Origin of the sequence: Citrobacter gillenii (assembly GCF_013337685.1) — a bacterium.
Classification (GTDB): domain Bacteria; phylum Pseudomonadota; class Gammaproteobacteria; order Enterobacterales; family Enterobacteriaceae; genus Citrobacter; species Citrobacter gillenii.
In genome coordinates this window covers 154,603-169,289 of sequence record NZ_SUQN01000003.1, presented here as the reverse complement: position 1 = coordinate 169,289, position 14,687 = coordinate 154,603, and the positions used below count along the sequence as shown (strand labels likewise).

At 53.4% G+C, this 14,687-nt stretch carries 9 protein-coding genes; 2 read left to right on the top strand and 7 right to left on the bottom strand.

Annotated elements, in window-relative coordinates; genetic code table 11:
* Positions 1-31: 31 nt before the first annotated feature.
* The gene (lptD, locus tag FCH32_RS08090; protein WP_174360727.1) at positions 32-2,392 is read right to left on the bottom strand and encodes an LPS assembly protein LptD; all 2,361 of its coding nucleotides are present in this window, start codon (positions 2,390-2,392) and stop codon (positions 32-34) included.
* A 255-nt stretch (positions 2,393-2,647) separates the two neighbouring features.
* Between lptD and djlA the strand changes: the two genes are divergently transcribed.
* The gene (gene djlA / locus FCH32_RS08085) at positions 2,648-3,460 is read left to right on the top strand and encodes a co-chaperone DjlA (RefSeq protein ID WP_096758333.1); all 813 of its coding nucleotides are present in this window, start codon (positions 2,648-2,650) and stop codon (positions 3,458-3,460) included.
* A 104-nt stretch (positions 3,461-3,564) separates the two neighbouring features.
* On the opposite strand, the gene rluA is transcribed toward djlA, so the two are convergent.
* From rluA to polB, 3 genes are all read right to left on the bottom strand, one after another.
* Positions 3,565-4,224: a bifunctional tRNA pseudouridine(32) synthase/23S rRNA pseudouridine(746) synthase RluA gene (gene rluA, locus FCH32_RS08080; protein WP_115259480.1), complete on the bottom strand. Its 660-nt coding sequence runs from the start codon at positions 4,222-4,224 to the stop codon at positions 3,565-3,567.
* Positions 4,225-4,235: 11 nt separating this feature from the next.
* On the bottom strand, positions 4,236-7,142 hold the full coding sequence (gene rapA / locus FCH32_RS08075) for an RNA polymerase-associated protein RapA (protein ID WP_115259479.1): 2,907 nt from the start codon (positions 7,140-7,142) through the stop codon (positions 4,236-4,238).
* A 175-nt stretch (positions 7,143-7,317) separates the two neighbouring features.
* Positions 7,318-9,669: a DNA polymerase II gene (gene polB, locus FCH32_RS08070; protein ID WP_174360726.1), complete on the bottom strand. Its 2,352-nt coding sequence runs from the start codon at positions 9,667-9,669 to the stop codon at positions 7,318-7,320.
* A 527-nt stretch (positions 9,670-10,196) separates the two neighbouring features.
* Between polB and FCH32_RS08065 the strand changes: the two genes are divergently transcribed.
* Positions 10,197-10,583 carry a DUF4751 family protein gene (locus tag FCH32_RS08065; protein WP_174360725.1) on the top strand — a complete coding sequence of 129 codons (387 nt, stop codon included), beginning with the start codon at positions 10,197-10,199 and terminating at the stop codon, positions 10,581-10,583.
* 43 nt (positions 10,584-10,626) lie between these two features.
* On the opposite strand, the gene araD is transcribed toward FCH32_RS08065, so the two are convergent.
* From araD to araB, 3 genes are all read right to left on the bottom strand, one after another.
* Positions 10,627-11,322, bottom strand: a complete 696-nt coding sequence (araD, locus tag FCH32_RS08060; protein WP_115259477.1) for an L-ribulose-5-phosphate 4-epimerase — start codon at positions 11,320-11,322, stop codon at positions 10,627-10,629.
* 96 nt (positions 11,323-11,418) lie between these two features.
* Positions 11,419-12,921, bottom strand: coding sequence for an L-arabinose isomerase (araA, locus tag FCH32_RS08055; RefSeq protein ID WP_115259476.1), 1,503 nt, complete (start codon positions 12,919-12,921; stop codon positions 11,419-11,421).
* Between the two features lie 10 nt (positions 12,922-12,931).
* A complete protein-coding gene (gene araB / locus FCH32_RS08050; protein WP_115259475.1) occupies positions 12,932-14,641 on the bottom strand; it encodes a ribulokinase in 1,710 nt (569 codons plus the stop codon).
* Between the last annotated feature and the right edge of the window lie 46 nt (positions 14,642-14,687).

Sequence of the window (14,687 nt, the reverse complement as noted above, 5' to 3'; positions counted from 1 at the left end):
GCAATGCGGATTACGTTTTAAATCAATCAGATCATAAAGCGCTTTGATACGGCAAAATGTTCGAACGCAACATTTGGTTGGTGCCGAGACCATAGTTAGAGCTCAGACCGCGCAGTTCGATGTTAAAGCCGATCGTGTTGTCATAAATCGCGTGTTTTTGCGTATCATCCCAACCGTTCAGCTTACGCTCGTAGCCAAAGCGAATGGCATAACAGCAGGAGTTGTACTGTACGCCCAGCATGGAGTCTGCTGCTTTGTTCACATTGGTATCGAAGTAGTACGCCCCGACAATTGACCAACGGTCAGCAATCGGCAGGCTGGCCACTGCACCTACCTGAGAAATCCCGTTCTTATACTGATCTGCCGTAGAGTAGTACGACGGCAGGGTAGCTTGAATATATTCCGAGCTGGCATAACGGTAGTTCAACTGCAGCATACGGTTTTCGTCGCGACGGTATTCGATGCTGCTGCTGCTGGTGGCGACACTATCCAGACGGGTATCGTACTGGATCCCGCTGCGTAAACCCCAGCGATCGGAGATACGCCAGTAGGTATCGCCTGCCCATACCAGTGAGCCGGTTTGGTCATCATTCTCCCATTTAATGTTGTCATCGCCGGTGCGAGACTCGGTGAAATAGTAGATTTGACCCACAGAAATGTTAAAACGTTCAACGGCAGCGTCATCATATACGCGAGATGTGACCCCGGTCGTCACCTGGTTGGCAGAGGCAATACGGTCAAGACCACCATAGGTGCGGTCGCGGAACAGGCCGCTGTAGTCAGCTTGCAGCAGAGAGGAGTCATAGTTATAGATATGGCTTTGGTCGCGATACGGCACGTACAAATACTGCGCACGCGGCTCCAGTGTCTGGGTATAGCCAGGTGCCAGCATTTGCATATCGCGTTCAAAGACCATCTTGCCGTCGATTTTGAACTGCGGCATCACGCGATCGGCTGACTCATCCAGCTTGTTCACATTCGCAGGATTATTATTGTACCAATCCACATTTGTCTGCTGGTAGTGCGTCGCCAGCAGCTTCGCTTCAGTGTTGATGCTTCCCCAATTGTTCGATAGCGGCAGATTGATGGTCGGCTCAAGGTGAACGCGCGTCGCTTCCGGCATGTTGTCATTCGTATTGACGAAATGTACTGCCTGCCCATAAATTCGGGTATCGAACGGTCCGACGTCATTCTGATAGTAGTTGACGTCTAACTGTGGTTGCGCAGAGTAACTGTTGCTATTTGCCGCATCAAAGACCTGGAACTGCTTAGTCGATATTGTCGCATCAAAGTTTTGCACCGCATAGCCGACGCTGAATTTCTGCGTGGCGTAGCCGTCGGTGCTGGACCCGTATTTATTATCAAAATCATTAAAGTAGCTGGTGTCGCTAACCTTGGTGTAGTCGACATTGAAGCGCCATACCTGGTCCATCACACCAGCGTGTTGCCAGTAGAACAACCAGCGGCGTGAGTTGTCATCCTTCGGATGTTCATCGTCGTAGACTTTATCGGAGTTCAAATAGTCGAACTCCATCAAACCGGTGCCGGCCTGGCTGAGGTAGCGGAATTCGTTCTCCCACATCACGCCGCCACGACGGTGCATGTAATGCGGCGTGATGGTGGCGTCCATATTGGGCGCGATGTTCCAGTAATACGGCAGGTAGAACTCAAAATAGTTATTGCTGGAGTATTTTGCGTTCGGGATTAAGAAACCGGAGCGGCGTTTATCGCCGACGGGCAGCTGCATATACGGGCTGTAAAAGACCGGAACCGGACCCAGTTTAAAGCGGGCGTTCCAGATTTCCGCGACCTGTTCTTCGCGATCGTGGATCACTTCGCTACCGACAACGCTCCAGGTATTGGAACCCGGTAGACAGGAAGTGAAGCTCCCGTTTTCCAGAATGGTGTAGCGGTTTTCACCACGCTGTTTCATCAGGTCGGCTTTACCGCGTCCCTGACGACCGACCATCTGATAGTCACCTTCCCAGATGTTGGTATCTTTGGTATTCAGATTTGACCAACCCTTCGGCCCCTTCAGAATGACCTGATTGTCATCATAATGGACGTTACCCAGCGCATCGACGGTACGGACCGGCTCCGGCAGACCCTCGGCCTGCTTCTGGTGCAACTGCACTTCGTCAGCCTGCAGGCGGCTGTTACCCTGTGCGATATCCACGTTGCCAGTAAACACGGCGTCATCCGGGTAATTCCCTTTCGCGTGATCGGCATTGATGGTAACAGGTAATTCATTGGTCTCGCCCTGCACCAGAGGACGGTTATAGCTTGGCACGCCTAACATGCACTGTGAGGCGAGATCGGCTGCCAGACCCTGTTGACTATAAAGGGCGCTGGCAATCATGGTGGCCAGAAGAGTGGGAATACGTTTTTTCATACGTTGTATTTATTGTTCCATCATCAGTAGCGTCGCGCGTGACAAACGGTCACAGCCTAACTTATCTCATCTTCACTGCGCTAGTGTTAATCCTGCCCATTTAGGCATCCGTGGTGTTAGGCACGGCATTGAATGACAGGTATGATAATGCAAATTATAGGCGATGTCCCACAATTGACCGCTGCCGTAAAACGGTAAAAGCACCTTATATTGTGGTACATAGCCCGGCTGGCAGCGTAAAGATTTGGGGAGTCTATGCAGTATTGGGGAAAGATTATTGGTGTCGCCGTGGCCTTAATGATGGGCGGCGGCTTCTGGGGCGTGGTTTTAGGCCTGCTTGTGGGTCATATGTTCGACAAAGCCCGCATGCGCAAAATGGCGTGGTTTGCCAATCAACGTGAACGTCAGGCGCTGTTTTTTGCCACTACCTTTGAGGTGATGGGACACCTGACCAAATCAAAAGGACGTGTCACGGAAGCCGATATTCATATCGCCAGCCAACTGATGGACCGGATGAATTTACACGGTGACTCACGAACCGCTGCGCAGCATGCCTTCCGGGTGGGAAAATCAGACAATTACCCATTACGTGAAAAAATGCGCCAGTTTCGCAGTGTCTGTTTTGGCCGCTTCGACCTGATCCGTATGTTTCTGGAGATCCAGATCCAGGCGGCGTTTGCGGACGGGTCGCTGCATCCTAACGAACGTGAAGTGCTGTATGTGATTGCTGAAGAGCTGGGGATCTCGCGCGCGCAATTTGATCAGTATCTGCGCATGATGCAGGGTGGTGCGCAGTTTGGTGGTGGATATCAGCAACAGTCTGGCGGTGGCTGGCAGCAGGCGCAGCGTGGCCCGACGCTGGAAGATGCGTGTAATGTGCTGGGTGTTAAAGCGACCGACGATGCCACTACTATTAAGCGCGCTTATCGTAAACTGATGAGCGAGCACCATCCCGACAAGCTGGTCGCGAAAGGACTGCCGCCGGAGATGATGGAAATGGCCAAGCAGAAAGCGCAGGAAATTCAAAAGGCCTATGAGTTAATTAAAGAACAGAAAGGCTTCAAGTAAGCGGCAGAATAAGTTGCCGGATGGCGGCTAGCGCCTTATCCGGCCTACGTTGAAGAATGTAGGCCGGGCAAGCGTAGCGCCCCCGGCACAGAGCAGCACAAAATTTAAAAATCTGCCGGGACTTTAAAGGTCATACTATTGCCGTACTCGGGATGAGTAATGGTGAGCATCTCGGCATGCAGCAGCAGGCGTGGCGCTAACGCCAGGGCCTCCGGCGGGGCATAGAAGCGGTCACCCAGAATCGGATGCCCTAACGCCAGCATATGCACGCGTAGCTGATGAGAACGCCCGGTAATGGGTTTCAGCACCACCCGCGCGGTATTATCCGCCGCGAATTCCACTACTTCATACTCAGTCTGCGCGGCTTTGCCCGTCTCATAACAGACTTTCTGTTTTGGTCGGTTCGGCCAGTCGCAAATCAGCGGTAAATCCACCAGTCCCTCGGCGGGTGAGGGATGCCCCCACACGCGTGCGACATATTGCTTCTTCGGTTCGCGCTCGCGAAATTGACGCTTTAGCTCGCGCTCTGCCGCTTTGGTCAGCGCCACTACAATCACGCCGCTGGTGGCCATGTCCAGGCGATGCACTGATTCTGCCAGTGGATAGTCGCGTTGAATACGCGTCATCACGCTGTCTTTGTGCTCTTCAAGGCGACCCGGCACGGACAACAAGCCGCTCGGCTTGTTGACCACCATAATGTGTTCATCCTGATACAGGATAACCAGCCAGGGTTCCTGCGGCGGATTGTAGTTTTCCATCCCCATGTATGGCTCCGTTACTGATGCGTCACGACGATCAGGCGTAAGGCATCCAGACGCCAGCCGGCCTGATCCAGGCTTTCCATCACCTGTTGACGGTTGCTTTCAATCGCGGCAAGTTCGTCATCACGGATGTTCGGGTTAACGGCGCGCAGCGCTTCCAGACGCGACAGTTCTGCAGACAGCTTCTCATCCGCTTCTTTACGCGCGGCGTCGATCAGCGCGCGGGCAGATTGCTCAACCTGCGCTTCACCCAACTGCAGAATCGCATGGACATCTTGCTGCACGGCGTTGACCAGCTTGCTACCGGTATGGCGATTAACGGCACTGAGCTGGCGGTTAAAGGTTTCAAACTCCACCTGAGCGGCGAGGTTGTTACCGTTTTTATCCAGCAACATGCGCACCGGCGTCGGTGGCAGGAAGCGGTTGAGCTGCAGTTGCTTCGGTGCCTGCGCTTCGACCACGTACACCAGTTCAACCAGCAGGGTACCAACCGGCAATGCTTTGTTTTTCAACAGAGATATGGTGCTGCTGCCGGTATCACCAGACAGGATAAGATCCAGACCGTTACGGATCAGCGGATGCTCCCAGGTGATAAACTGGGCGTCTTCACGCGACAGTGCAATATCTCGCTCAAAGGTAATGGTGCAGCCGTCTTCAGGCAACCCCGGAAAATCCGGGACCAGCATATGATCGGACGGCGTTAGCACAATTAAGTTGTCCCCGCGATCGTCCTGATTAATACCGACGATATCAAACAGGTTCATGGCGAAGGCGATCAGGCTGGTGTCGTCATCCTGCTCCTCAATGCTCTCAGCCAGCGCCAGCGCTTTTTCGCCGCCGTTGGAGTGAATCTCGAGTAGACGGTCGCGCCCTTGTTCCAGCTGCGCTTTCAGTGCGTCATGCTGTTCACGGCAGGCTTTGATCAGATCATCAAATCCTTCGTTGTTTTCCGGCTCTGCCAGATAACCAATCAGGTTGTTATAGACCGTATCATAAATCGTACGCCCGGTCGGACAGGTATGCTCAAACGCATCCAGACCTTCGTGGTACCAGCGCACCAGCACGGACTGGGCGGTTTTTTCCAGGTACGGGACGTGGATCTGAATATCGTGCGCTTGACCAATACGGTCCAGACGTCCAATACGTTGTTCCAGCAGATCCGGGTTAAACGGCAGGTCAAACATCACCAGGTTACTGGCGAACTGGAAGTTACGGCCTTCAGAGCCGATCTCCGAGCACAGCATCACCTGCGCACCGCTGTCCTCTTCGCTAAACCAGGCGGCAGCACGGTCACGTTCGATGATCGACATACCCTCATGGAATACGGCAGCGCGAATGCCTTCACGCTCGCGCAGCACCTGCTCCAGCTGCAACGCGGTGGTCGCTTTCGCACAGATAACCAGTACTTTCTGCGAACGATGACTGGTCAGGTAGCCCATCAACCATTCAACGCGTGGGTCGAAGTTCCACCAGGTGCCGGTATCGCCTTCGAACTCCTGATAAATCTGCTCCGGATAGAGCATGTCGCGGGCGCGCTCTTCTGCGCTTTTACGTGCGCCCATAATGCCGGAGACTTTGATTGCTGTCTGGTATTGGGTCGGCAGCGGCAGCTTAATAGTATGCAGTTCGCGTTTCGGGAAACCTTTCACCCCATTACGGGTGTTACGGAACAGTACGCGGCTGGTGCCATGGCGGTCCATTAGCATGGAAACCAGTTCCTGCCGCGCGCTCTGGGCATCTTCACGATCGCTGTTAGCAGCTTGCAGCAGCGGCTCGATGTCCTGCTCGCCAATCAGATCGCCGAGCATGTTCAGCTCATTGTTGCTCAGTTTGTTGCCTGCCAGCAGCATGGCGACGGCATCGGCTACCGGACGGTAATTTTTTTGCTCTTCAACAAACTGCTCGAAATCGTGGAAACGGCTTGGGTCCAGCAGGCGTAAACGCGCAAAGTGACTTTCCATACCCAGCTGTTCCGGCGTTGCGGTCAGCAGCAAGATGCCCGGTACGCGCTCGGCCAGTTGTTCGATCGCCATATACTCGCGGCTTGGCGCATCTTCGCTCCACACCAGGTGATGAGCTTCATCGACCACCAACAGATCCCATTCTGCTTCACACAAATGCTCCAGACGCTGCTTGCTACGACGCGCAAAATCCAGAGAGCAGATGACAAGCTGCTCGGTTTCAAACGGGTTGTAGGCATCGTGCTGCGCTTCGGCATAGCGCTCATCATCAAACAGCGCAAAGCGCAGGTTGAAACGGCGCAGCATTTCGACCAGCCATTGGTGCTGTAACGTCTCAGGGACGATGATCAGCACGCGTTCGGCGGCACCGGACAGCAGTTGCTGATGCAGGATCATCCCGGCTTCAATGGTTTTTCCCAGGCCCACTTCATCTGCGAGCAAAACGCGAGGGGCATGGCGACGACCGACATCATGGGCAATATTAAGCTGGTGGGGGATCAGGCTGGTACGCTGACCGCGCAGACCACTCCACGGCATACGATACTGTTCGCTCTGAAATTTACGCGCACGATAGCGCAGCGCAAAGCGGTCCATACGGTCGATTTGGCCAGCAAACAGACGATCCTGAGGTTTGCTGAACACCAGCTTGCTGTCGAGCAGGACTTCGCGAAGCACGACGCCGGTTTCTTCGGTATCAAGGCGGGTTCCGATATAGGCAAGCAGTCCGTTTTCTTCTTTTACTTCATCGACATGCAATTGCCAGCCTTCATGGCTAGTGATCGTATCACCAGGATTGAACATCACGCGGGTCACAGGGCAGTCACTGCGCGCATACAGACGGTTTTCACCCGTCGATGAGAAAAGTAAGGTGACGGTTCGCGCATCCATGGCGACAACGGTACCAAGTCCCAATTCGCTTTCTGTATCGCTGATCCAGCGTTGACCAAGTGTAAAAGGCATATGTGTTCGGCTCTATATCTTTAATTGCAGGCAATACTCGTCATGTATCGGGTAACCCGAGTTTTCAGAGCATACGACCCCGCTACCAGGCTAGTGAATCAGTGGTAGTGGTGTTAAATGGGTCCAGGAATGGAAAGGGCGCTATGGTACTGGATGGCGACGGTTTCGTCACGCGTCAAAATAACCCCAGTTGCCCTGTGAGTAGTGTAGCAAAGTTATCATCAACAAAGGGAAGAATTCCCTCGGCAACCGGCTGTATCTGGCGTGTGAGATAATGCTCATAATCCAGCGCAGAGAGCTGATAATCCACAGGTTCCGGGCCGTTTATCGTCCAGACATATTTTATGGTGCCACGGTTTTGATACTGCGGCGGACGGCCTCGCTTGACGTTCTGTTCATCGGCAAGCCGCGCGGCGCGAACGTGGGGCGGGACATTACGCTGGTATTCGCTTAACGGGCGGCGCAGGCGCTTACGGTAAACCAGCTGATCGTCCAGTTCACCGGCCATCAGGCGGTCGATGGTTTCCCTGACAAAATCCTGATACGGCTCCTGGCGAAAGACCCGCAAATAGAGTTCCTGCTGGAACCGTTGTGCCAGCGGTGTCCAGTCAGTGCGTACGGTTTCCAGTCCTTTGAAGACCATGCGCTGCTGGTCCCCGTCCTGAATGAGTCCGGCGTAGCGCTTCTTGCTGCCCGTATCCGCGCCGCGAATGGTCGGCATCAAAAAGCGGCGAAAATGGGTTTCAAACTCCAGTTCGAGCGCGCTGGTCAGGTTTTGTTGTTGCAGCGACTGCGCCCACCAGGTGTTGACATGATGGACCAACTCCCGACCAATCCTTGCCGCATCCTCTTCCGCGTGTGCGCCTTTGAGCCAGACAAACGTTGAGTCGGTATCGCCATAGATAACGTCATAACCCTGCGCTTCAATCAGCGCTTTGGTCTGGCGCATGATCGCATGCCCGCGCATGGTGATCGACGAGGCCAGTCTGGGATCGAAAAATCGACATGCCGTGGTGCCGAGCACGCCGTAAAAGGCGTTCATAATGATTTTGAGCGCCTGCGAGAGCGGCTTATTTCCCTGGCGTTTTGCTTCGTCACGCCCGTGCCAGATCTGGGTCACTATTTCCGGTAAGCAGTGTTTTTCGCGCGAAAACCAGGCACCAAGGAATCCTTCAGTGCTGTGTTCAGGATCCGGCTGCGCCATACCTTCGATAAGTCCCACCGGATCGATCAGAAAGGTGCGGATGATAGACGGGTACAGGCTTTTGTAATCCAGAACCAGCACCGAGTCGTACAAACCAGGACGCGAGTCCATCACATAGCCGCCGGGGCTGGCATGGGGGGGGACTTCCCCGAGATTTGGCGCAACGTAACCGGCACGGTGCATGCGCGGAAGATAGAGATGACCAAATGCCGCAACCGAGCCACCGTGCCTGTCGACCGGCAGACCGTTGACCGTTGAGCGCTCCAACAGAAACGGCATGATCTCGGTTTTATGAAAGATGCGCGTGACCAGTTCACAGTCTTTGAGATTATAAGTGGCAAGCGCGGGCTTATCCTGAGCGAATCGGCGGTCAATTTCGTCCATGCGGTCCCAGGGATTATCAATTGATTTCCCTTCACCCAGTAGCTCCTGCGACACCGTTTCCAGCGAAAACGAGGAAAAGTTCCAGAACGCGGATTTGAGGGCCTCAATGCCGTCAATGATCAGGCGGCCTTTGGCCTGGGCGAAAAAAACGCCGTTTTTGAAACCGTGCTCGCGCCATTCCAGTTCGCTGTTGTCACGGCCAAAACGCAGGGGAATTCGGTAACGCTCGGCATGATTTTGCAGGACACGTAAATCGAACTGCACGACGTTCCAGCCGATGATGACATCAGGATCGTGGTGGGCTATCCACGCGTTGAGCTTTTCCAGCAACTGCGGACGGCTCGCCACATATTCAAGTTCAAAATCAAGCTGTGAGGCATCACCGTTGGCCGGGCCGAGCATATAGACAATACGCTGTCCGCAGCCTTCGAGACCAATGCAGTAAAGCTCGCCGTGCCGCGTGGTTTCGATATCCAGCGATAGCCATTTTAAGGGGGGGCGATAGTCCGGGTTTGGCTTCAGCCGCGCGTTGATCAGCGTGTCGTTATACCGATCGCCATCCACCCAAACGGGGGAGGTGATAAAGCGCTCCATCAGATAACGTTCCGGCGGACGCACGTCGGCCTCATAGACCGTGACGCTATTTTCGCGTAGCAGCTTCTCAAGACGCATCAACTGGCGATGGGATTGGCAGTACAGCCCCGAAACGGGCTGGCGATGAAAATCTTGCAGGTTAAGCGGAGCCAGCCGAAAGCCGTTTTCTGCGCGTAATAGTGAAGTAACGCGGGAAACCTGGCTGGTTGGGATGAAGGCAACTGACTCCTGCGGCGCAAGCGTGACCAGCAATGGCCCGTCGTCCGTTGCCAGCCAGAATGAAACCTCTGTCCCCTGTGGGGTATCCCGCCAGTGCCGGGTTAAAATAAAACCTGCCTGCGCCACGCTGCGTACCCATCAAAAAACCCGGCATGATTATAGCCTGGTTTATCTGGTTGTACTGTTTTTTTATACAGCTTATGACGAATTTGATTCATGAATACGAGGATGAAGATTTGGGTGGATGAATTATTTTATTCGTAGGCTTACTTTTTTAATTTTTTATTACTTATCTGATTTATATATTGCGAGTTGAATTCAAGTCCATTTCCGGATTTTTGTCGATTTTTAGGAATTGTGCTTATTTAATTATGCAACTAATTTCTCGGAAATGGAAAATTATGTTTTTTCTATTTGTGTTTATTACAGGTTGGTGTAAGAATTTTATTCGAAGTGTTCGGGCTAGCAGGTTAAATATAATATATTTAACTGGGATTCTATTGTTGAATAAAAACGGATTTCAGTTCGATTTCGTCGGGTTATCTCTCTGTGTTATTTGATTTTTATTTTAATATAATTTTATTTCTAGCGCTAACTGGGATACTTCAAATGTTTATTATATTTCATGTAATTAATATGAGAATGGAGTCTTTATGAATATTTTCTCTAAACAGCAACTTAGCGTCAAGTACAGTAACTATATGTTTGTTAATACATTGCTGGCTAACCCTGCTGTAAAGACCGTGAGTAAATTTATTTTATATAAAACATGGAACGGTCAACTGTGGAATGCTGAAGTTATTGATGATGGCAATGCTTTTTTCCATTGGCAGGGTAGTGATAAAAGTAACGGTCATCGTGATACGGTTATTAATTACGTGGTGAATGGTCTGAAGTGGCAGACTACAATTTCAGATTATGTCTTTTTCCATTGTGTGGAGGGCGATCAAGATAATGGGCATTGTGATACTGTAATTGACTATCTCTGCTCAAATGATTGCGTATATCAAGCTTCCTTTGCTGAATACTTCAGCGAATAATGATACTGGAGCGCGTAGTTTATCTACGCGCTTATAAAGAAGATTATTGTCCGTAGTAGGCTTTAGCACCGTGCTTACGCAGATAATGCTTGTCCAGCAGCGTTTGCTGCATATCCGGTAGCTGCGGTGCGAGCTGGCGGCAGAAGATCCCCATATAGGCAACCTCTTCCAGCACAATCGCGTTATGAACGGCATCTTCGGCGTTTTTACCCCATGCAAACGGGCCGTGAGAATGTACCAGTACGCCTGGCATTTGTGCCGCATCAATACCTTGTTTTTCAAAGGATTCAACGATCACATTCCCGGTTTCCCACTCGTATTCACCGTTAATTTCTGCATCGGTCATTTTTCGCGTGCAGGGAATAGCGCCGTAGAAATAGTCTGCGTGGGTCGTTCCTGTGGCTGGAATCGACTGACCCGCCTGTGCCCAGATCGTCGCGTGACGTGAATGGGTGTGGACAATACCGCCAATGCTCGGGAAAGCCTGATACAGCAGACGGTGAGTGGGCGTATCGGAAGACGGTTTTTTCTGCCCCTCCACCACTTCACCGGTGGCAATACTGACCACTACCATATCGTCCGCGGTCATTACGCTGTAATCAACACCGGAAGGTTTGATCACGAACACGCCATGTTCACGGTCGACGGCGCTGACATTCCCCCAGGTGAGGGTCACCAGGTTGTGCTTTGGCAGCGCCAGATTCGCTTCCAGGACCTGACGTTTAAGATCTTCTAGCATGTTAACTCCTGAATGCCGGATGGCGTTACGCTTATCCGGCCTACGGTGATTTGTAGGCCGGTAAATGAAATGCCACCGGGCAATCCGTTTCGATAATTAACGTTTGAACCCGTAGTACACTTCGTTCCAGCGCAGCGCGTCCTTAAAGGCCGGCAGGCGGGTATCGTTGTCGATCACCGCGATCTCGATATCGTGCATTTCAGCGAACTGACGCATGTCATTCAGATCCAGCGCATGGCTGAAGACGGTGTGGTGTGCGCCACCGGCCAGGATCCAGGCTTCAGACGCGGTAGGCAGATCCGGCTGGGCTTTCCACAGCGCGTTCGCCACCGGCAGTTTCGGCAGGTCGTGCGGGGTTTGTACTGTATCAATGCAGTTGACCAGCAGACGATAGCGATCGCCGAGATCGATCAGGCTGGCAACCACGGCCGGGCCGGTTTTGGTGTTGAAGATCAGACGAGCAGGGTCGTCTTTACCGCCAATGCCCAGGTGCTGCACGTCGAGGATCGGTTTTTCTTCTACGGCAATCGACGGGCACACTTCCAGCATGTGCGAGCCAAGCACCAGATCGTTGCCCTTCTCGAAGTGGTAGGTGTAATCCTCCATAAATGAGGTGCCGCCCTGCAGGCCGGTTGACATCACCTTCATGATGCGAAGCAGCGCGGCAGTTTTCCAGTCACCTTCGCCTGCAAAGCCGTAGCCCTGCTGCATCAGACGCTGTACGGCCAGACCCGGAAGTTGTTTCAGGCCGTGCAAATCTTCAAACGTGGTGGTAAAGGCATTGAATCCACCCTGTTCGAGGAAACGCTTCATGCCCAGTTCAATACGGGCGGCTTCCAGCACGTTCTGACGCTTGTCACCGTGGATTTGCGTTGCTGCCGTCATGGTGTAGGTGCTTTCATATTCGTCGATCAGCGCGTTGATCTCACCATCGCTAATCGCGTTCACTACCTGTACCAGATCGCCCACGGCCCAGGTGTTCACCGAGAAACCAAATTTGATCTGAGCAGCCACTTTATCGCCGTCAGTGACTGCAACTTCACGCATGTTGTCGCCAAAACGGCATACTTTCAGATGGCGGGTATCCTGTTTGGACACGGCCTGGCGCATCCAGGAACCGATACGCTCGTGCGCTTGCTTATCCTGCCAGTGACCGGTGACCACGGCATGCTGCTGGCGCATACGCGCGCCGATGAAGCCAAACTCACGGCCGCCGTGTGCAGTTTGGTTCAGGTTCATAAAGTCCATATCAATGCTGTCCCACGGCAGGGCGGCGTTGAACTGGGTATGGAACTGCATCAGCGGTTTGTTGAGAATGGTCAGGCCGTTGATCCACATTTTGGCCGGTGAGAAGGTATGCAGCCAGACCACCAGGCCCGCACAACGATCGTCATAGTTGGCATCGCGGCAAATAGACGTGATTTCGTCAGGCGATGTTCCCAGCGGTTTTAACACCAGTTTGCAGGGCAGTTTAGCTTCAGTATTCAGTGCGTTAACAACGTGCTCGGCGTGCTGGGTTACCTGACGCAGGGTTTCTGGGCCATACAGGTGCTGGCTACCAATCACAAACCACACTTCATAGTTATCAAAAATCGTCATTGTCGTGTCCTTAATGTGTCAGGGTTGCCAGATCTACCGGGGCTTTGTGCGCCGGTGCGGCAGTCGGAAGGTATTGTTGTTCGGCGCTTACTGCCCACTGCTGGTAGCGGCGATACAGTTGTTCAAAACGTTGAGCCTGCTCAGGACGAGGGTGCAGTGTGTTTTCCACGGCACTCGCCATTTTTTGCTGGGCGGCGGGGATATCGGCATGCACGTTTGCGGCAACGGCGGCAAAAATTGCCGCACCAAGCGCGCAGCACTGGTCTGAGGCGACAATCTGCAGCGGACGATTAAGGACGTCACAACAGGCCTGCATGATGACCGGGTTTTTACGTGCGATGCCGCCGAGCGCCATCACGTTATTCACTGCGATGCCTTGTTCGGTAAAGCATTCCATAATGGCGCGTGCACCAAACGCCGTTGCGGCAATCAATCCACCAAACAGCGCTGGTGCGTCGGTCGCGAGGTTAAGGTCGGTAATGACCCCTTTCAGACGTTGGTTGGCATTGGGTGTACGACGCCCGTTGAACCAGTCGAGTACTACCGGCAGATGATCCAGCGACGGATTTTTTGCCCATGCTTCGGTTAGCGCAGGCAGCAGCTGTTTTTGGCTGGCTTTAATCTGCGTTTTGAGTTCCGGGTGCTGCGCAGCAAGCTGCTCCAGCGGCCAGCTCAGCACGCGGCTAAACCAGGCATAGATATCGCCGAAGGCGGATTGACCGGCTTCCAGGCCAATAAAGTGCGGCACCACGCTGCCATCAACCTGGCCGCATATGCCTTTCACTGCGCGCTCGCCGACGCTGGCTTTGTCGGCAATCAGAATGTCGCAGGTCGAGGTGCCAATGACTTTCACCAACGTGTTTGGCTGTGCGCCCGCGCCGACTGCGCCCATATGGCAGTCGAATGCACCGCCGGAAATGACCACGCTTTCCGGCAGACCCAGGCGCTGTGCCCATTCCGCACAGAGCGTGCCCACTGGCAGGTCTGCGGTGAAGGTATCGGTAAACATCGGGTATTGCAGATGTTGGTTGATGAGGGGGTCGAGTTCATCAAAGAAACTGGCTGGCGGCAGGCCACCCCAGCTTTCATGCCACAGGGATTTGTGACCGGCGCTGCAGCGTCCGCGACGAATATCCTGTGGGCGCGTGGTGTCAGAGAGCAGGGCGGGGATCCAGTCGCACAGCTCAATCCAGGACACGGCAGCCTGCGCGACTGCGTTGTCCTGGCGGGTAACGTGCAGGATTTTCGCCCAGAACCATTCACTGGAATAAATGCCGCCGATATAGCGCGAATAATCGACCTTGCCCGGCGTATGGCACAGGCGGGTGATTTCTTCGGCTTCTTCGACTGACGTGTGGTCTTTCCACAGGACGAACATCGCGTTCGGGTTCTCGGCGAACTCTTCTCTGAGTGCGAGGACGTTGCCGTTGGCATCAATAGGCGCAGGGGTTGAACCGGTGCTGTCAACGCCAATCCCGACCACTGCCGCACGCTGTTCTGCGCTCAGTTCGCCGAGGACCGTTTTCAGTGCGGCTTCCATGGATTCAATGTAGTCACGCGGGTGATGGCGAAACTGGTTGTTTGGGCCATCGCAATATTGCCCTTCCTGCCAACGTGGGTACCACTCTACGCTGGTGGCAATCTCCTCGCCGGTGGCACATTCCACCGCCAAAGCGCGTACTGAATCACTTCCAAAATCGAGGCCAATTGCAATCGCCATCGTCTTACTCCATCCAAAAATACGGGTATGGATAAACAGTAGATAA

Excerpts from the sequence above, each read along its gene's own strand:
- lptD (WP_174360727.1), bottom strand. The coding sequence starts at position 2,392 with ATGAAAAAACGTATTCCCACTCTTCTGGCCACCATGATTGCCAGCGCC.
- djlA (WP_096758333.1), top strand. The coding sequence starts at position 2,648 with ATGCAGTATTGGGGAAAGATTATTGGTGTCGCCGTGGCCTTAATGATG.
- rluA (WP_115259480.1), bottom strand. The coding sequence starts at position 4,224 with ATGGGGATGGAAAACTACAATCCGCCGCAGGAACCCTGGCTGGTTATC.
- rapA (WP_115259479.1), bottom strand. The coding sequence starts at position 7,142 with ATGCCTTTTACACTTGGTCAACGCTGGATCAGCGATACAGAAAGCGAA.
- FCH32_RS08065 (WP_174360725.1), top strand. The coding sequence starts at position 10,197 with ATGAATATTTTCTCTAAACAGCAACTTAGCGTCAAGTACAGTAACTAT.
- araD (WP_115259477.1), bottom strand. The coding sequence starts at position 11,322 with ATGCTAGAAGATCTTAAACGTCAGGTCCTGGAAGCGAATCTGGCGCTG.
- araA (WP_115259476.1), bottom strand. The coding sequence starts at position 12,921 with ATGACGATTTTTGATAACTATGAAGTGTGGTTTGTGATTGGTAGCCAG.
- araB (WP_115259475.1), bottom strand. The coding sequence starts at position 14,641 with ATGGCGATTGCAATTGGCCTCGATTTTGGAAGTGATTCAGTACGCGCT.